Below are 16,303 nucleotides of genomic sequence, written 5' to 3'. Positions count from 1 at the left end.
ATGTCACCGTCACAAGTTTACCCTATCCCGCCCCGTCCGGCAGGCGTATGGCGGAGCCATGCAACTTCGGACCATGACCCTTGACGAGGCCCAGTCGCTGCCCCTGTGGCGGCGGCCGGAAAGCCTGCTGTTCATCATGGCCTTTGCCATGCCCATCGCCTTTGCCACATGGTCGGCGCTGCTGAACAACTTCGTCATCGAGGCGGCGGGGTTCAGCGGGGTGGAGATCGGCTGGCTGCATACGGTGCGCGAGATCCCGGGCTTTCTGGCGATCGGGGTGATCCTGCTGATCATGGTCCTGCGCGAGCAGGTGCTGGGGCTGGGCGCGTTGTTCCTGCTGGGGGTGTCGACGGCGGTGACGGCGTGGTTTCCGTCCTTTGGCGGGATGCTGCTTGTGACGCTGCTGTCGTCCATCGGGTTCCACTATTTCGAGACGGTCAACCAGTCGCTGCAACTGCAATGGATCGACAAGAAGCGCGCGCCCGAGGTTCTGGGGCGGATCGTGGCGGTAGGGTCAGGGGCGTCGCTGCTGGCCTATGGGGCGATCGTCCTGTTCTGGGATGCGCTGGGGCTGACCTATAACATGGTCTATCTGGTGTCGGGGGGCATCACGGCGGCGATCGCGGTGTTCTGCTTTTTCGCCTATCCGCAATTCGAAAGCCCGCATCCGCAGAACAAGCGCATGGTGCTGCGGCGGCGGTACTGGCTGTTCTATGCGTTGCAGTTCATGGCGGGCGCGCGGCGGCAGATCTTTGTCGTCTTTGCGGGGTTCATGATGGTCGAACGCTTCGGCATGAAGGTGTCGGAGATGACCATGCTTCTGCTGGTCAACTATGTCCTCCAGATGGTCGCCGCCCCCGCGATGGGCAAGGCGTTGGGCCGCTATGGCGAGCGGAGCGTGATGGCCTTTGAATATGTGGGGCTGACGCTGGTCTTTCTGGCCTATGGCGGGCTTTACTGGTTCGGCTGGGGGATCTTGATCGCGGGGGCCCTGTATATCTGCGACCAGATGTTCTTTGCGCTGTCCTTCGCGTTGAAGACCTATTTCCAGAAGATCGCGGATCCGGCCGACATCGCGCCCACGGCGGCGGTGGCCTTCACCATCAACCATATCGCGGCGGTCTTTCTGCCTGCGGCGCTGGGCTATATGTGGGCGAAAAGCCCGGACTGGGTGTTCCTGCTGGGGGCGGGGATGGCGCTGGTGGCGCTGGCGCTGGCGCTGATGATCCCGCGGCATCCAGAGCCGGGGTATGAGACGGTGTTCGGGTCGTGGCGCGCACGGGGGGCACCCGCGGAGTAGGGAACCAAGAGCCTAACCTTACGGTGGCGGCCGCCCCGTGGGGGCGGTGCGGCCGCCACCGTCCTGTGGACCTTTGGGCCACGGGTGGGAACTACCCGTTGCGCCCTAGCGGGCAAATTGCCGTGGAAGCGGGGGCCATGGGTTCCTATATTCCCGTCATGCCGAAGGAGGGCCGCCAGATGTTTTTCGTCGATCGCCGCAAGATGGAGATGGTCACGCCGGACAGGGCGCTGCCCGGACGGGCGGAGCCGCTGCCGACGGCCGAGACGCATTTCCTGTCGGGTATCCCGCTGAAATCCCCCGTGCCCGAGGGGATGGCCGAGGCGATGTTCGGCATGGGCTGTTTCTGGGGCGTTGAGCGGAAGTTCTGGCAGACCAAGGGCGTGTGGCTGACCATGGTCGGCTATGCGGGCGGGTTCACCCCGAACCCGACCTACAAGGAGACCTGCACGCAACTGACGGGGCATAACGAGGTGGTGCGGGTGATCTTCGACCCGGCGGTGATCGATTATGCGGGGCTTTTGCGCGTGTTCTGGGAGGGGCATGATCCGACGCAGGGGATGCGGCAGGGCAATGACATCGGGTCGACCTACCGGTCGGGCATCTATTTCTATGATGACGCGCAGGCGGCCCTGGCGCGCGAGACGAAGGCGGCCTATCAGGCGCGGCTGACGGCGGCGGGATACGGGGCGATCACGACCGAGATCATCCCCGCGCCGGTCTTTTACTATGCCGAGGATTACCATCAGCAGTATCTGGCAAAGAACCCCGACGGTTATTGCGGGGTCGGCGGGACGGGGGTAACGTGCCCCATCGGACTGACCGCCTGAGACGCGGCAGCGTTTCAAGGGTGGGGGTTTTCACGGGTCATGGGGTCGGGGCGCATCGATACGCGCGCCGTCGGGCTGGAGGCGGGCTGTGCGCTCGCCCGCTGGCTGACGGGCAAGGAGCACATGCATTACGGGCTGTGGGCGGGGCTGGAGCCTGTCGCGGCCAATCTGGGCGCGGCGCAGGAGGCCTATAGCCGACGGCTCTTTGCGCTGTTCCCCGAGGGGCGGTTGCGGATTCTGGATATCGGCGGGGGCGCGGGCGAGACGGCGAAGCGGCTGATCGCGATGGGGCATCAGGTGGAGATCGTGGTGCCGTCGGCCTTCCTCGCGTCGCGGTGCCGCGAGAATGCGCCGGGGGCGGTGGTGCATCAGGCGATCTTCGAGGAGGCGCGGGTGACGGGGCCGTTCGACCTGTGCCTGTTCTCGGAGAGCTTCCAGTACATCCAGCTGCGCGACAGCCTGCCCAAGGCGCGGGCGCTGCTGGCGCCGGGGGGCGCAATCGTGATCGGGGATGTGTTCCGGCGGGATGGCGGGCCGTGGCTGGGCAATCCGAAGCGGGTGGTTGGCGGCGGGCATGTGCTGTCGGTCTTCCGCAAGGCGGTGGAGGCCGAGGGGCTGGTGATCGAGGCCGAGGACGAGGTGACGGACGAGGTCGCGCCGTCCATCGATCTGGAGCAGGCCTTCTTCAACGTGCTGGGCGTGGGTCTGTCGGGGATGGACCGCGAGCTGCGGGCGCACCGGCCCTGGCTGCGGGGGCTGGCCGTGGGTGTCGTCGGGCGGTTGATGGGCGAGCGGCGGCGGGCGTCGCTGGTGGCGCGTCTGACCGCGACGGACCGCACGGCCGAGGCGTTCCGCGCGAGCAACCATTACCTTCTGATGCGGTTGCGCCCTGCGGCGGTTTAGGGTTTACGGGGGATAGCCTGACAGGAGACGCCCCATGCCCACCTATTCCGCCCTGACCACGCTGGAAGGCGAGGATGCCGCCGTCGCACTGGCCAATGCCATCGAGCGGCTGGAGCCGGAGCCCACGGGGGTTGGCGTCTTCGAGATCGAGGATGACAGCGGGTTGTGGGAGGTCGGGGCCTATTTCCTTGAAAAGCCCGACATGGTCATGCTGGAGGTGATCGCGCTGGCCTTTGGCGCGAAGCCCTTTGCCCTGTCGGAATTGCCGGAAATCGACTGGGTCGCCAAGGTGCGCCGGGAGTTGAGCCCGGTCGAGGCGGGGCGGTTCTTCGTCTATGGCAGCCATGACGCGGACAAGGTGCCAGAGGGGCGGGTGGCGTTGCAGATCGAGGCGACGGTGGCCTTCGGCACGGGGCATCACGGCACGACGCTGGGCTGCCTGCGGGCCTTTGACCGGCTGTATGAGGGCGGGTTCCGGCCTGCCAAGGTGGCGGATATCGGCTGCGGCACGGCTGTGCTGGCGATGGCTGCGGCGGCGGTGCTGCCCGAGGCGCTGGTGATCGCGTCGGATATCGACGCGGTCGCGGTCGAGGTGGCGGTGGCCAATACGGCCATCAACGGGCTGGCGGGGCGGGTCGAATGCCTTGAGGCGGCGGGGTTCGGGCATGCGCGGCTGGCGGAGGCGGCACCCTATGATCTGGTCTTTGCCAATATCCTGAAGGGGCCGCTGATCGAACTGGCCCCCGACATGGCGGCGCATGTGGGCAAGGGTGGCCTCTGCATCTTGTCGGGCCTTCTGGTCGTGCAGGCCGAGGCGGTGACGGCGGCCTATGTGGCGGCGGGATTCGCGCTGGAAGCGCGCGAGGATATCGGGGAATGGTCCACGCTGGTGCTGAAGCGGGGCTGAGGGCCGGAATAGGCCGGAAGTTTATTAAAACTTGCGGCAGAAAAGCGGCGAAAGGGGTGGTTTGCCACATTCCTGCCGTGTTTGCTTAATACAAACGAAGGCGGTGGGGGTCGAGGCTACGGGGTAGAACCATGTCCGACCCGAATATGAACGACTTTTATCGCCGTGTGGGCCGCATCGAGCAGGCCCATGCCTCGGGCCTTGCCTTCGAGGCGGAGGGGACGCTGGGGCGGTCCTTCTATCGGCGCACGCCCGTCCGCCGCCGTCCGGTTTTTCGCATCGGCATCTTCCTGCTGTGCTTCTGCTTCGGGCTGAAGGGCGCGCTGCATTACCATCTGGGCGCCAAGGCCTATGACGACAGGGTCGAAACCATCGCGGCGCGCGGCGGGTTCGATGCGGTGCAGGCCAAGCTGTTGCAGTCCGAACCGGTCACGCGGCTGATTTCGGAGGGGATCACGCTGGTGGTGCAGCGCAGTCTGGACTAGGGCCGGATAATGCAAAGGGCCGCGCCCCCCCACGGTGCGCGGCCCTGCATCCGGTCAGGTCGCTGATGGATCAGCGGCCGATCATTTCGATGTCACCGCGGCACAGGCCGATATCGTCAAGCTCGCGATCCGAGAGCTTGGCAAGGGCCTTGCGGGTGACGCGGGCGTCGTTCCAGGCCGAGAAGGCGATCTGGGCGTTCGAGACGAACTGGACGGCGCGGAAGATCGAAATGGCGCCGAACGGCGCCGGGCGGGTCGTTTCATAGGCGGCCATGGGGTTAATCCTTTATAAACTGCTCATGGTGGAAGCATCACTTGCTTCGAGGAGCCATATAATCGTGCTGCAGGTGCATAACCAGCGCTGCGCCTGCAAAGCACCCTTGCAATGGCTGCATGACGAATGGGGGCCGGGTGGCCCTTGTTTTGCTGGAGAGTTGCGGTGCGCGTCGCAATCGCGGGGCGCTGCGTCGCTTTCTGCGTCTGCATTACAAATCCTTTACAACGGGTGCAAGCGGAAATGGCGTTTGCCGGATGTTCCCGTTTCGTGCTAATCCTTCCCGCAACGACAAGAAGCAGGGGCAGGGATGCGCGTTCTCGGGATAGACCCCGGTCTGAGGAACCTCGGTTGGGGGGTGATCGACGTCGACGGGGCGCGGCTGAGCCATGTCGCCAACGGCATCTGCCATTCCGCCCCCGGCGAGGAGGAGGGGGATCTGGCGCTGCGCCTGCTGTCGCTGCATTCGCAACTGACCGAGGTGGTCCGCCAGTGGCAGCCCGATACGGCGGCGGTGGAGCATACGTTCGTGAACAAGGACGCGGTGGCGACGCTGAAGCTGGGTCAGGCGCGGGGGATCGCGCTGCTGGTTCCCGCGCAGTTCGGGCTGGCGGTGGGGGAATATGCGCCCAATGCGGTGAAGAAGACGGTGGTGGGCGTGGGCCATGCCGCCAAGGTGCAGGTGGACCACATGGTCAGGCTGCATCTGCCGGGGGTGAAGGTGGCGGGGCCGGATGCGGCGGATGCGCTGGCGGTGGCGATCTGTCACGCGCATCACAGCCAGAGCGCGGGGCGGCTGCAGGCGGCGTTGAGAAGGGCTGCGGGATGATCGGCAAGATTTCGGGGCGGCTGGACTGGCGCGGCGGCGATCAGGTGCTGATCGACGTGCGGGGCGTGGGCTATGTCGTGCATGTGAGCGAGCGGACGATGGCCGCGCTGCCCGGGGTGGGCGAGGCGGTGAGCCTTTATACCGACCTGCTGGTGCGGGAGGATCTGCTGCAGCTGTTCGGGTTTCCGACCATGCTGGAGAAGGAGTGGCACAAGCTGTTGATGACCGTGCAGGGGGTGGGGGCGAAGGCGTCGATGGCGATCCTTGGCGCGCTGGGCGCGGAAGGGGTGGCGCGGGCGATTTCCCTTGGCGATGCGCGGGCGGTGCAGGCGGCCCCCGGCGTGGGGCCCAAGCTGGCGCAGCGGGTGATATTGGAGTTGAAGTCGAAGGCACCGGGGTTGATGGCGATGGGGGGGCGGCTGTCGGTTTCCGCCGTCGCCGATGACGCCGATGCGGTGATCGAACCGGTGGCGGCGGCGCCGAAGCGGGCGGCGAAAGTGGACGGGGCGGCGCAGGCGCGGGCGAACGCGGCGGCGGATGCGCTGTCGGCGCTGGCAAACCTTGGCTATGGCGCGGGGGATGCCGCGCAGGCGGTGGCAGGCGTGTCGGCCGAGATGCCCGAGGCGGATGCGGCGGCGCTGATCCGTGCGGCGCTGAAGATGCTGGCGCCGAAGTGAGGGGCGGGGGATGCTGACGCCGGACCCCACGCTGCGGCCCGAACGGCTGGCCGAGGATACCGACCGCGCGCTGCGTCCGCAGGCGCTGGAGGAATTCGTGGGGCAGGCCGAGGCGCGGGCGAACCTGCGCGTCTTCATCGAAAGCGCCCGCATGCGGGGCGAGGCGATGGACCACACGCTGTTCCACGGGCCGCCCGGTTTGGGCAAGACGACGCTGGCGCAGATCATGGCGCGGGAATTGGGGGTGGGGTTCCGGATGACATCCGGCCCCGTGCTGGCCAAACCCGGCGATCTGGCGGCGATCCTGACCAATCTGGAACCGCGCGATGTGCTGTTCATCGACGAGATCCACCGCCTGTCCCCCGTGGTGGAGGAGGTGCTCTATCCGGCGATGGAGGATTTCGCGCTGGATCTGGTGATCGGCGAGGGGCCGGCGGCGCGGACGGTGCGGATCGATCTGCAGCCTTTCACGCTGGTGGGGGCGACGACGCGGCTGGGTCTGTTGACGACGCCGCTGCGCGACCGGTTCGGGATTCCGACGCGGTTGCAGTTCTATACCGAGGCCGAGCTTGACCTGATCGTGGGGCGCGGTGCGCGGCTGCTGGGCGTGCAGGCCGAGGCTGCGGGAACGCTGGAGATCGCGCGGCGGGCGCGGGGGACGCCGCGGGTGGCGGGGCGGCTGTTGCGCCGCGTGGTTGATTTCGCGCTGGTCGAGGGCAACGGGCGGCTGACGAAGGAGATCGCGGATAGCGCGCTGACGCGGCTGGGGGTGGACCATCTGGGGCTGGATGGCGCGGACCGGCGGTATCTGGCGCTCTTGGCCGAGAATTACGGCGGCGGGCCGGTGGGGGTGGAAACCATCGCGGCGGCCCTGTCCGAGGCGCGGGATGCGATCGAGGAGGTGATCGAGCCATACCTCCTTCAGCAGGGGTTGATCCAGCGCACGCCGCGTGGCCGGATGCTGGCCGCGAAGGCGTGGCGGCATCTGGGGCTGGAGGCGCCGAAGGGGCCGGGGCAGGGTGATCTGTTCGAAGGGTGAGGCGATGCGGGGGATCGGGGCGGTTCTGGCGGTGCTCATCGCAGCGGGGGCGGCTGGGGCGCAGGAGGTGATCGACACGCCCTCCGGCCCTGCGGTGATCGAGAAGGCGGGCGATCTGGACCATGTGCTGCGGATCGCGGGGACGAGCTTTCCCATCGAGGGGATGATGCTGGTCGCCTTCGGCGAGAAGGTCGGCAATCTGGTGCTGGTGGGGCAGTATACGGGCGGGTCGGGCTGTCCGGCCTTTTTCGCATGGCTGGACACGACACCCGGCAAGGTGCGGCTGACCGAGACCTTCGGCACCTGTTCGGAAGCCTACGAGATCACGACGGATGCCGAGACGGTGACGGTCACGATGCCCGGCGCGCCCGGACAGGGGCGCAGCGCCTTTGTCTGGGATGGCAAGGGCAGGGTCGTCGAGCAGCGGCTGGGGATGGAGGCGACGGGGCTGGGCCCCGAGGCGGGGGTCGAACCTTGGGTCGGGCGGAGCCCGTACGAGCTGGTCACGGCGCCGGAATGGGCGGGGGTGTTCACCGCGCTGATGGGGGGCGAGGCGCTGGCGCGGGTGCAGGCGGGCATCGCGCTGGGCAATGCGCTGGAGCGGCAGGGGGAGTGGCTGGCCGGTCAGGGCTGCCAGCCGCATATGTGCGATGCGGTGGCGGCGGCGGTGGCGGTGCATGCGGGCGACGGGCGGGTGGTCGTGGCCTTGTGGGAGCAGGGCGCGGGGGCGCAGGTCTGGGGCGATGCCTCGGCCGGATTTCCGCCCGCGGTGGCCGAGGTGATGGCGCGGCGGTAGGTGCGGTACACCTGCCGGAGGCGCGTCTGACAGACGGCGGACAGGGGGCTTTGCGCCCCCTGCGGCCGCGCGGGCGCGGCCTACCCCCGCAGGATATTTGCGGACGGAAAATGCAAGGTCCTGTCCGGCCTGACGCGCCTGCGGCGGCGCGGAAGGTTGAGGGGGCGGCGGCCTGCGTGTATCTGGCGGGCAGGGTCGGGTGGCGGAGGCTGGCGATGGATGCGGATCAGGTGCGGGCGTTGTTCACGCGGGGCGATGGCAGCTATCTGTGCGCGCGCTGGGGGCGGCCCATCGTGCCGGTGGTCTTTGGCGTCGAGGAGGCCACGCTGCCGGTGGTGAAGGGCGCGGTCGAGGCGGTGGTCGCGCTGGCCGGTCACAGGATGGCCGAGACGGACCCCGAACTGGGCGCGAACCTGATGGTCTTTTTCTTCCGTGACTGGGCGGAATTGCCCGAGGTGCCGAACCTTGACCGGCTGATCCCCGATCTGGCGCCGCTGTGCGACCGGCTGGCGGCGGCGGGGGCGAACCAGTACCGCATCTTCCGCTTTGACGAGGGCGGGGCGATCCGCGCGGCCTTTGTCTTTGTGCGGATGGATGACCATATGGCGCAGGTTCCGGCCGAGACGCTGGCGCTGTTGCAGGCGGTGCAGGTGATCGTGCTGTGGTCCGATCTTGCCTTCACCGATGCCTCGCCCCTTGTTGCGGGGCGGGAGGGGGCGGTGATGCTGCGCCCCGAGATCGCGGGGGTGATCCGCGCGGCCTATGATCCCGTGCTGCCCGCCGTGGCGCGGGATGCGTCCCATGCGCTGCGGCTGGCGGCGCGGATGGCGGCGGTGCAGTAAGGGAACAGGCGCGGGCAGGCCGTGGTTGCCCCCATGCAGGACATGGGAGGCGGCAATGGGCATCGGGAGCTTCGGCGGCGGGATCGCGGCGCGCGTCTGGCATGCTGTGAGCGAGGACAATCTGCTGCTGGTGGCGGCGGGGGTGGGGTTCTACCTGCTTCTGGCGCTGTTTCCGGCGCTGACGGCCTTTGTCGCGCTGTATGGCCTGATCCTTGATCCGGCGGAGGTCGGCGGGCAGTTGGCGCTGCTGGAGGGGGCGGTGCCGCCTTCGGTGATGGAGATCGTGGCAGCGCGGGTGGAGGGGCTGGCGGCGCAGCCTGCGGGCACGTTGGGGCTGGGCTTCGTGCTGTCGCTGGGGGTTGCGCTGTGGGGGGCGAATGGCGGGGTGAAGGCGGTGATGCAGGGGCTGAACATCGTCTTCGACACGGGCGAGGAGCGGAGCTTTGTGAAGCGCAACCTTGTCGCGCTGGCGCTGATGGCGGGGGCGGTGGTGCTGTTTGCGGTGATGGCGGTGGTGATGGCGGTGGTGCCCGCCGTGCTGGCGCTGTTCCCGCTGGGCACGGCGGGCGAGGTGGCGGTGCGGCTGTTGCGCTGGCCGCTGCTGCTGGCGGTGACGGGGCTGGGGCTGGCGCTGCTTTACCGGTTCGGGCCGTGCCGGAGGGGGGTGGACTGGCGCTGGATCACCTGGGGCAGCGGGTTGGCGGCGCTGGGCTGGGTGGCGGCCTCGCTGGTGTTTGCGTGGTATGCGGGGTCGTTGGCTGATTTCGACGCGAGCTACGGGGCGCTGGCGGCGCCAGTCGCGCTGCTCTTGTGGGTGTGGCTGTCGGTGGTGGTGATGCTGCTGGGGGCCGAGGTGGATGCGGTGATGGAGGGGGCGGAGCGGCAGGGGTGCGCGGCCTGACGGGGGTGCTTTTGCCGCGCGGGATTGTCCGCTATGCCGTGGGGGGCAGGCGGAGGGTGGATGATGGCGCACGCGTTTCCGGTGAGGGTCTATTACGAGGATACGGACCTTGCGGGCATCGTCTATTACGCGAATTACCTGAAATTCATCGAGCGGGGGCGCACGGAATGGGTGCGGTCGCTGGGCGTGGATCAGGGCGCGCTGAGGCGCGAGGTGGGGATCGTCTTTGCCGTGCGGCGGGTCGAGGCGGATTATCTGCGGCCTGCGGTCTTTGACGACGCGCTGGTGGTGACGACACGGCTGCTGGAGTTGGGCGGGGCGCGGATCGAGCTGGAGCAGGCGGTGTTGCGGGGGGAGGAGCGGCTTTTCGTGGCAAAGGTGGTGCTGGTCTGCCTGTCGGATGCGGGGGGCGCGGTGCGGCTGCCTGCGGCGGTGCGGGCGAAGCTGCTGGCAGGGTAGGCGGCGGGCCGGAGCGGGGCGTCAAGGCGCGGCGGGGCGTACGGGCGGATGCCCGTGCTGCGGCGGCGGGATGATGCCAAATGCGCGGGCGTCGCGCAGATGTGTTGGCAATCCCCTTTGAAAGCGGATAGAATCACCGCTAAAGGGCCGCGCCAAGGACGGCCCCGTAACACGAGCAGGCGTAATGGAAACGGAAACCCTCGCGGCGGCGCAGGAGATTGATTTCTCTGTGCTCGCCTTGTTCTTTAAGGCGACCCTCACCAACAAGCTGGTGCTTCTGACCCTGTTGGCGATGAGTTTCTGGTCTTGGTCGATCATCATCCAGCGCATCCTGACCTTCCGCCGCGCGCGGGCCGAGGCCGAGGAATTCGACCGCGCCTTCTGGTCGGGCGAGCCGCTGGACGAGCTTTACGAGGCGATCGGGCCGAGTCCGCAGGGCGCGAGCGAGCGCATCTTCGTGGCGGGCATGACGGAATGGCGGCGCAGCCACCGGCAGGACGGCAAGCTGATCGCGGGGGCGCAGGCGCGCATCGACCGCGCCATGGACGTGGCCATCGCGCGCGAGAACGAGGCGCTGAACAAGGGGCTGGGCTTCCTTGCCACGACCGGTTCGACGGCGCCCTTCATCGGTCTGTTCGGGACGGTCTGGGGGATCAAGCACAGCTTCGAACAGATCGCCATCAGCCAGAACACCAACCTTGCCGTCGTGGCGCCGGGGATTGCCGAGGCACTGCTGGCAACGGCCATCGGTCTTGTCGCGGCGATTCCGGCGGTGGTGGCGTATAACAAGCTGAACAGTGACAGCGAGCGTATCCTGAACGGGTATGAGAGCTTTGCGGACGAGTTTTCCACGATCCTTTCGCGCCAGTTGGACGCCTGAGCCATGGGTGCGGGGGTTGCAAAGGGCGGCGGGGGCGGCGGGGGGCGTCGCGGCCGGAGACGGCGGCGGGGCGCGCCGATGGCGGATATCAACGTCACGCCGTTCATCGACGTGATGCTGGTGCTGCTGATCATCTTCATGGTGGCGGCGCCGATGCTGACCGTGGGGGTGCCGATCGAATTGCCCGAAACGGCGGCGAATGCGCTGCCGTCCGAGCAGGAGGAGCCGCTGGCGATCACCATGACCGCCGACGGGCGACTGATGATCCAGAACACCGAGACGGCGCCCGAGGAGCTTATCACGCGGCTGACGGCGATCGCGGCGGAGCGGACGTCGGACAAGATATTCCTGCGGGCGGACGGGGCCATTCCCTATGCCCGCGTGGCCGAGGTCATGGGCGCGCTGAATGCGGGCGGGTTCAACAATATCGGGCTTGTCACGGATGCGGGCGGGCCGACGCTTGACGGTAACGGCGGCTGAAAGCCGGGCGGGGTATGGAAAAGGGCCAGATCATTTCGGGTGTCGCGCATGCGGGCGTGATCCTCTGGGTTGTCCTGGGGGATTGGCTTTTCCGTGCCGATACGCTGCCCGAGATCGAGGTGGCGGAAGTGTCGCTGATGTCGAGCGCGGAGTTCGACGCGATGATGGCGTCGGCCCCCGCGCCTGCGGAGCCCGTGGCGGAACCCGAGGAACCCGCGCCGCAAGCGCCTGAGGTGACGCCGCCAGAGCCGGTGCAGCCGGAGGAACCGCCTCCCGCCGCCGAGGAGGCACCCCCGCCGCAGCCCGAAGAGCCTTTGCCGGAGGATCTGCCGCAGGAGGCGGTGCCGCAGCCGATCGAGACGCCCGATCCGGTCGCGCCGATTGCCGATGTGGAGCAGCCGATCCCCGTGCCGCTGTCGGACACCAAGCCCAAGCCGCGCCCCGTGGAACGTGTGGCGGCAACGCCGGTGGAAAGTGTGGATGCGCCCGAGGTGGCCGATCAGGTGGTCGAGGAGGTGAGCGACCAGCCCACCGAGGAATCGGTCATCGTCGAGGAGGAGCAGGAGGCCGCCGCCCCCGAGGAGGCCACGACGCAGATCGTGACCGAGGCGGTCGAGGCCGAGGAGGATGCGCCGCAACTGGAGATGACCTCGTCCCTGCGGCCGCGGTCGCGTCCGGTGGCGCCCTCGCCCGAGGAGGTGCCCGAGGAAGAGGTGACGAGCGCCGAGACGCCCGAGGAGCAGCCGGTCGAGGACGCCGCAACCGAGGATGCGGTGGCTGCCGCGCTGGCCGAGGCGCTGGCCGAGGAGGCCCCTGCGGAGGAGCCTGCGGCAGAAACGGCGGATACGGGCGCGTCGGACCCGTCGCTGCCGGTGGGGCCGCCGATGACGGCGGGCGAGAAGGATGCGCTGCGGGTGGCGGTCAATGCCTGCTGGAACGTGGGCGCGCTGTCGATGGAGGCGCTGCGGACGACGGTGACGGTCGGCTTCTCGGTCGGGCAGGACGGGATTCCGGATGCGGGGTCGATCGAACTGGTCGAGTCAGCGGGCGGGTCGGATACGGCGACGCGGCAGGCCTTCGAGGCGGCGCGGCGCGCGATCATCCGCTGCGGTGCGCGGGGGTTCCCGCTGCCGCCGGAGAAGTATGAACAGTGGAAGAACATCGAGATCGTGTTCGACCCGAACGGGATGCGGATGCGATGAGTGCAGGGAAAGAATGGGCACAAGCGCGCCGCTCGCGCGTTCGTGTCACCGAAACAAGCGCCGTTCGCGGCATGTTGGTAACGTTGACCCAAGGCGAATGAGGTCCGAATGACGCGGAACAGAACCCTATCGGCCCTGCTTGGCATCGCGGTTGCGCTGCTGGCGGGGGTCGTCTCTCCGGTGGCAGCCCAGCAGGGGCCGCTCAGGATCACCATTACGGACGGGGTGATCGAGCCGCTGCCCTTTGCCGTTCCGGGCTTTGTGCCGGAAAACGGCGCGGCGGGGGAATATGCGGCGAATATCACGCGGGTGGTGGCGGCCGATCTGGCCGGAACGGGTCTGTTCCGCGAGATCCCGCGCGAGGCGCATATCTCGACCGTGTCCAATTTCGATGCGCCGGTGGCCTTTGCCGACTGGCAGGCGATCAATGCGCAGGCGCTGATCGTGGGGGCGGTGGGCGTGTCGGGCGACCAGATCGTGGTGAAGTTCCGCCTGTTCGACGTGTTCAGCGGCCAGCAGATGGGCGAGGGGCTGCAATTCGCGGGCACGCCCGGGACGTGGCGGCGCATGGCGCACAAGGTGGCGGATGCGGTCTATAGCCGGATCACGGGGGAAGGCCCCTATTTCGACAGCCGCGTGGTCTATGTCGCGGAGAGCGGGCCGAAGAACCAGCGGGTGAAGCGGCTGGCCGTGATGGATTATGACGGGGCGAATGTGAGCTACCTGACCGATGGCGCGTCCATCGTGCTGGCGCCGCGGTTTTCGCCCACGGGCAACCAGATCCTGTTCACGGGGTATGAATCCGGTTTCCCGCGCATCTATCTGATGGACCTGAATTCGATGGGTGTGCAGGCGCTGGCGCAGACGGAGGGCAACATGACTTTCTCGCCGCGCTTTGCGCCGGACGGGCGGACGGTGGTCTTTTCGCTGGAGCGGGGCGGGAACACGGATATCTACGCGCTGGATATCGGGAGCGGGTCGGTGCGGCAGCTGACCAATTCGCCCTCGATCGAGACGGCGCCCAGCTTTTCGCCGGACGGGAGCCAGATCGTCTTTGAAAGCGACCGGTCGGGCACGCAGCAGATCTATGTCATGCCCGCCAGCGGTGGCGAGGGGCAGCGGATTTCCAACGGGCCGGGCCGCTATGGTACGCCGGTCTGGTCGCCGCAGGGGGATTACATCGCCTTTACCAAGCAGAATGCGGGGCGGTTCCATATCGGCGTGATGCGGACCGATGGCAGCGAGGAGCGGCTTCTGACCGCGTCCTTCCTGGACGAGGGCCCGACCTGGGCACCGAACGGGCGCGTGATCATGTTCACCCGCGAGAGCGCGGGGGCGGGCGGTCAGGCGGCGCTGTTCAGCGTGGATATCTCGGGGCGGAACCTGCGGCAGATCCCGACGGACGGGCCGGCCTCGGACCCCGCGTGGTCGCCGCTTTTGCCGTGAACCCTGTCGCGCCGCCGGATTCACATGGCGGCGCGAAGATGCTATCTTGTGGTTAATCGAGCCAAGAACCCCAAAGGAACCCAATCCATGACGATCCTTCCCAAGGCCCTTCTCATCGTTGCCGCCCTCGGTCTGGCGGCCTGCAAGAACCCTGACCGTTTCGGCGCGGGCGGTGCCGGTGGTGCCGATGGCGCGGGCGGCTTCGGCGCGGGCGGGATCGGGATGACCGGTCTGGGTGACCCGAACGACCCGACCTCGATCGCCTATTTCAACCAGGCGGTGGGGGATCGCGTGCTGTTCGCGGTGGACCAGTCGACGCTGTCGCCCGAGGCGCGCATGGTGCTGCAGGGGCAGGCGCAGTGGCTGAACGCGAATCCGACCTATGCCATCATCATCGAAGGCCATGCCGACGAGCAGGGCACGCGGGAATACAACCTTGCCCTTGGCGCGCGCCGTGCCAGCGCGGTGCAGGACTTCCTGATCTCGCAGGGTGTGCCGCAGAACCGGATGCGGACCGTGTCCTATGGCAAGGAACGCCCGATCGAGGTCTGCTCGGACGAGGCGTGCTATGCCAAGAACCGCCGCGCCGTGACCGTGCTGTCGATGGGCGCGGGGGTCTGAGGCGATGCGGATGCTCCGCCTTCTGGTGCTGACGGCCTTTCTGCCGGTCGCGGCCTTTGCGCAGGACGCGCAGACGCTGGCCGACATCCGGGCCGAGATCGGGCAGTTGCAGGCTGACTTCAACATGCTGAAGTCTGAACTCGTCTCGTCCGGTGCGGCGGCGACGGGGGCGGCAGGTGGCGATGCGCTGCAGCGCATGGATGCCATCGAGGCCGCGCTGACGCGACTGACGGCCAAGACCGAAGAGGTGGAGCTGAAGCTGAACAAGGTGGTCGCCGACGGGACAAACCGGATCGGCGACCTTGAATTCCGGCTGTGCGAGCTGGAGGAGGGCTGCGATATCGCGGCCCTTGGCGATACCGCGCCGCTGGGCGGCGGGGCGGCGGGCGGCGCGGTGGCGCCGGTCGATCCCGCGCCGGTCGATCCGGCGGCGGGGGGCGGCCTTGCCGCGGGTGGCGCGGATGCGCCGGAACTGGCGCTGAGCGAGCAGGCGGACTTTGACCGGGCCAAGGAGGTGCTCGGTCAGGGTGACTTTCGCACCGCTGCAGACCTCTTTGCGACCTTTACCCAATCCTACGCGGGTGGCCCCCTGACGCAGGAGGCGCATTTCCTGCGCGGCGAGGCGCTGGGGCAACTGGGCGATACGGCAGGCGCGGCGCGCAGCTATCTGGAGGCGTTTTCCGGCCAGCCGTCGGGGCCGAAGGCGGGGGCGGCGCTGCTGAAGCTGGGCACGTCGCTGGGCGCGCTGGGCCAGACGCCCGAGGCCTGCGTGACCTTGCAGGAGGTGGGAACGCGTTTTCCGGGGTCGGTGGAGGCCACCGATGCGGCGGCGGCGATGCAGGGGCTTGGCTGCTCCTGACACGGGATCTGGATGACATCTTCCGTCAGGGCCTGAAGGCGGCGCGTGCCCCTTCGGGCCCTGATGCTTTGGGGCTGGCGGTGTCGGGGGGCGGGGATTCGGTCGCGCTGTTGCATCTGGCGCTGCGCGCAGGGTGCAAGGTGGAGGCCGCGACGGTGGATCACGGGTTGCGCCCCGAGGCGGCGGCAGAGGCGGCGGGGGTGGCTGCGGCCTGTGCGGCGCTGGGCGTGCGGCACGAGGTTCTGGCGTGGCGCTGGGACGGGCGGGGGAATTTGCAGGACGCGGCGCGGCGGGGGCGGCTGGCGGTGCTTGCCGACTGGGCGCGGCGGCGGGGGCTGGCGGCGGTGGCGCTGGGCCATACGCGGGACGATGTGGCCGAGACCTTCGTGATGCGGCTGGCGCGGGATGCGGGGGTGGACGGGCTGGCCGCGATGGCGGCGCGGCGCGAGGTGGGGGGCGTGGCCTTCGTGCGGCCCCTGCTGGCGGCGGGGCGGGCAGAGTTGCGGGGGTGGCTTCTGTCGCAGGGCGTGGCCTGGGTGGATGATCCGTCGAACGGCGATGCGCGCTTTGCCC

20 protein-coding genes are annotated in these 16,303 nt (G+C 68.3%); 19 read left to right on the top strand and 1 reads right to left on the bottom strand.

Going from position 1 to position 16,303, the window contains the following annotated elements:
• Nucleotides 1-58 precede the first annotated feature (58 nt).
• The 5 genes from GU927_RS14250 to GU927_RS14230 all read left to right on the top strand — a co-directional run bounded on the left by GU927_RS14250 (nucleotide 59) and on the right by GU927_RS14230 (nucleotide 4,425).
• Nucleotides 59-1,300: an MFS transporter gene (locus tag GU927_RS14250; protein WP_161763115.1), complete on the top strand. Its 1,242-nt coding sequence runs from the start codon at nucleotides 59-61 to the stop codon at nucleotides 1,298-1,300.
• 179 nt (nucleotides 1,301-1,479) lie between these two features.
• Nucleotides 1,480-2,130 carry a peptide-methionine (S)-S-oxide reductase MsrA gene (gene msrA, locus GU927_RS14245; RefSeq protein WP_161763114.1) on the top strand — a complete coding sequence of 217 codons (651 nt, stop codon included), beginning with the start codon at nucleotides 1,480-1,482 and terminating at the stop codon, nucleotides 2,128-2,130.
• A 39-nt stretch (nucleotides 2,131-2,169) separates the two neighbouring features.
• Entirely contained in the window at nucleotides 2,170-3,033 is an 864-nt protein-coding gene (locus GU927_RS14240) for a class I SAM-dependent methyltransferase (protein ID WP_161763113.1), read from the top strand.
• A gap of 34 nt (nucleotides 3,034-3,067) precedes the next feature.
• Entirely contained in the window at nucleotides 3,068-3,940 is an 873-nt protein-coding gene (locus tag GU927_RS14235) for a 50S ribosomal protein L11 methyltransferase (RefSeq protein ID WP_161763112.1), read from the top strand.
• Nucleotides 3,941-4,071: 131 nt separating this feature from the next.
• A complete protein-coding gene (locus GU927_RS14230) occupies nucleotides 4,072-4,425 on the top strand; it encodes a hypothetical protein (protein WP_161763111.1) in 354 nt (117 codons plus the stop codon).
• Nucleotides 4,426-4,495: 70 nt separating this feature from the next.
• Here GU927_RS14230 and GU927_RS14225 read toward each other — a convergent pair whose 3' ends face one another.
• On the bottom strand, nucleotides 4,496-4,699 hold the full coding sequence (locus GU927_RS14225) for a DUF1127 domain-containing protein (RefSeq protein WP_161763110.1): 204 nt from the start codon (nucleotides 4,697-4,699) through the stop codon (nucleotides 4,496-4,498).
• 310 nt (nucleotides 4,700-5,009) lie between these two features.
• Between GU927_RS14225 and ruvC the strand changes: the two genes are divergently transcribed.
• From ruvC to tilS, 14 genes are all read left to right on the top strand, one after another.
• A complete protein-coding gene (gene ruvC, locus GU927_RS14220; protein ID WP_161763109.1) occupies nucleotides 5,010-5,528 on the top strand; it encodes a crossover junction endodeoxyribonuclease RuvC in 519 nt (172 codons plus the stop codon).
• A complete protein-coding gene (gene ruvA, locus GU927_RS14215; RefSeq protein WP_161763108.1) occupies nucleotides 5,525-6,205 on the top strand; it encodes a Holliday junction branch migration protein RuvA in 681 nt (226 codons plus the stop codon). The genes ruvC and ruvA overlap by 4 nt, the downstream gene beginning before the upstream one ends.
• Before the next feature lie 10 nt (nucleotides 6,206-6,215).
• The gene (gene ruvB / locus GU927_RS14210) at nucleotides 6,216-7,244 is read left to right on the top strand and encodes a Holliday junction branch migration DNA helicase RuvB (protein ID WP_161763107.1); all 1,029 of its coding nucleotides are present in this window, start codon (nucleotides 6,216-6,218) and stop codon (nucleotides 7,242-7,244) included.
• A complete protein-coding gene (locus tag GU927_RS14205) occupies nucleotides 7,225-8,040 on the top strand; it encodes a hypothetical protein (protein WP_161763106.1) in 816 nt (271 codons plus the stop codon). Before ruvB ends, GU927_RS14205 begins: the two co-directional genes overlap by 20 nt.
• Nucleotides 8,041-8,255: 215 nt before the next feature.
• On the top strand, nucleotides 8,256-8,882 hold the full coding sequence (locus GU927_RS14200; RefSeq protein ID WP_161763319.1) for a hypothetical protein: 627 nt from the start codon (nucleotides 8,256-8,258) through the stop codon (nucleotides 8,880-8,882).
• A 55-nt stretch (nucleotides 8,883-8,937) separates the two neighbouring features.
• Nucleotides 8,938-9,783 carry a YihY/virulence factor BrkB family protein gene (locus GU927_RS14195; protein WP_161763105.1) on the top strand — a complete coding sequence of 282 codons (846 nt, stop codon included), beginning with the start codon at nucleotides 8,938-8,940 and terminating at the stop codon, nucleotides 9,781-9,783.
• A 63-nt stretch (nucleotides 9,784-9,846) separates the two neighbouring features.
• Nucleotides 9,847-10,242: a tol-pal system-associated acyl-CoA thioesterase gene (ybgC, locus tag GU927_RS14190; protein ID WP_161763104.1), complete on the top strand. Its 396-nt coding sequence runs from the start codon at nucleotides 9,847-9,849 to the stop codon at nucleotides 10,240-10,242.
• A gap of 184 nt (nucleotides 10,243-10,426) precedes the next feature.
• On the top strand, nucleotides 10,427-11,122 hold the full coding sequence (tolQ, locus tag GU927_RS14185; protein WP_161763103.1) for a protein TolQ: 696 nt from the start codon (nucleotides 10,427-10,429) through the stop codon (nucleotides 11,120-11,122).
• A gap of 3 nt (nucleotides 11,123-11,125) precedes the next feature.
• Nucleotides 11,126-11,602: a protein TolR gene (gene tolR, locus GU927_RS14180; protein ID WP_161763102.1), complete on the top strand. Its 477-nt coding sequence runs from the start codon at nucleotides 11,126-11,128 to the stop codon at nucleotides 11,600-11,602.
• Nucleotides 11,603-11,616: 14 nt separating this feature from the next.
• Nucleotides 11,617-12,804 carry a cell envelope biogenesis protein TolA gene (locus tag GU927_RS14175; RefSeq protein WP_161763101.1) on the top strand — a complete coding sequence of 396 codons (1,188 nt, stop codon included), beginning with the start codon at nucleotides 11,617-11,619 and terminating at the stop codon, nucleotides 12,802-12,804.
• A 108-nt stretch (nucleotides 12,805-12,912) separates the two neighbouring features.
• On the top strand, nucleotides 12,913-14,250 hold the full coding sequence (gene tolB, locus GU927_RS14170; protein ID WP_161763100.1) for a Tol-Pal system beta propeller repeat protein TolB: 1,338 nt from the start codon (nucleotides 12,913-12,915) through the stop codon (nucleotides 14,248-14,250).
• Nucleotides 14,251-14,337: 87 nt separating this feature from the next.
• Entirely contained in the window at nucleotides 14,338-14,871 is a 534-nt protein-coding gene (pal, locus tag GU927_RS14165) for a peptidoglycan-associated lipoprotein Pal (protein WP_161763099.1), read from the top strand.
• Between the two features lie 4 nt (nucleotides 14,872-14,875).
• On the top strand, nucleotides 14,876-15,730 hold the full coding sequence (gene ybgF, locus GU927_RS14160; RefSeq protein ID WP_161763098.1) for a tol-pal system protein YbgF: 855 nt from the start codon (nucleotides 14,876-14,878) through the stop codon (nucleotides 15,728-15,730).
• A 68-nt stretch (nucleotides 15,731-15,798) separates the two neighbouring features.
• The coding region (gene tilS, locus GU927_RS14155) for a tRNA lysidine(34) synthetase TilS (protein ID WP_394357680.1) at nucleotides 15,799-16,303 on the top strand (505 nt) is incomplete at its 3' end.

This window comes from Paragemmobacter amnigenus (assembly GCF_009908265.2).
Lineage (GTDB): Bacteria > Pseudomonadota > Alphaproteobacteria > Rhodobacterales > Rhodobacteraceae > Paragemmobacter > Paragemmobacter amnigenus.
The sequence above is the reverse complement of the archived record's forward strand: the minus strand, read 5'-3'. Positions and strand labels throughout refer to the sequence as shown.

Bases quoted from the DNA above. Each gene is read 5' to 3' on its own strand.
- GU927_RS14250 (WP_161763115.1), top strand. From the start codon at position 59: ATGCAACTTCGGACCATGACCCTTGACGAGGCCCAGTCGCTGCCCCTG.
- msrA (WP_161763114.1), top strand. From the start codon at position 1,480: ATGTTTTTCGTCGATCGCCGCAAGATGGAGATGGTCACGCCGGACAGG.
- GU927_RS14240 (WP_161763113.1), top strand. From the start codon at position 2,170: ATGGGGTCGGGGCGCATCGATACGCGCGCCGTCGGGCTGGAGGCGGGC.
- GU927_RS14235 (WP_161763112.1), top strand. From the start codon at position 3,068: ATGCCCACCTATTCCGCCCTGACCACGCTGGAAGGCGAGGATGCCGCC.
- GU927_RS14230 (WP_161763111.1), top strand. From the start codon at position 4,072: ATGTCCGACCCGAATATGAACGACTTTTATCGCCGTGTGGGCCGCATC.
- GU927_RS14225 (WP_161763110.1), bottom strand. From the start codon at position 4,699: ATGGCCGCCTATGAAACGACCCGCCCGGCGCCGTTCGGCGCCATTTCG.
- ruvC (WP_161763109.1), top strand. From the start codon at position 5,010: ATGCGCGTTCTCGGGATAGACCCCGGTCTGAGGAACCTCGGTTGGGGG.
- ruvA (WP_161763108.1), top strand. From the start codon at position 5,525: ATGATCGGCAAGATTTCGGGGCGGCTGGACTGGCGCGGCGGCGATCAG.
- ruvB (WP_161763107.1), top strand. From the start codon at position 6,216: ATGCTGACGCCGGACCCCACGCTGCGGCCCGAACGGCTGGCCGAGGAT.
- GU927_RS14200 (WP_161763319.1), top strand. From the start codon at position 8,256: ATGGATGCGGATCAGGTGCGGGCGTTGTTCACGCGGGGCGATGGCAGC.
- GU927_RS14195 (WP_161763105.1), top strand. From the start codon at position 8,938: ATGGGCATCGGGAGCTTCGGCGGCGGGATCGCGGCGCGCGTCTGGCAT.
- ybgC (WP_161763104.1), top strand. From the start codon at position 9,847: ATGGCGCACGCGTTTCCGGTGAGGGTCTATTACGAGGATACGGACCTT.
- tolQ (WP_161763103.1), top strand. From the start codon at position 10,427: ATGGAAACGGAAACCCTCGCGGCGGCGCAGGAGATTGATTTCTCTGTG.
- tolR (WP_161763102.1), top strand. From the start codon at position 11,126: ATGGGTGCGGGGGTTGCAAAGGGCGGCGGGGGCGGCGGGGGGCGTCGC.
- GU927_RS14175 (WP_161763101.1), top strand. From the start codon at position 11,617: ATGGAAAAGGGCCAGATCATTTCGGGTGTCGCGCATGCGGGCGTGATC.
- tolB (WP_161763100.1), top strand. From the start codon at position 12,913: ATGACGCGGAACAGAACCCTATCGGCCCTGCTTGGCATCGCGGTTGCG.
- pal (WP_161763099.1), top strand. From the start codon at position 14,338: ATGACGATCCTTCCCAAGGCCCTTCTCATCGTTGCCGCCCTCGGTCTG.
- ybgF (WP_161763098.1), top strand. From the start codon at position 14,876: ATGCGGATGCTCCGCCTTCTGGTGCTGACGGCCTTTCTGCCGGTCGCG.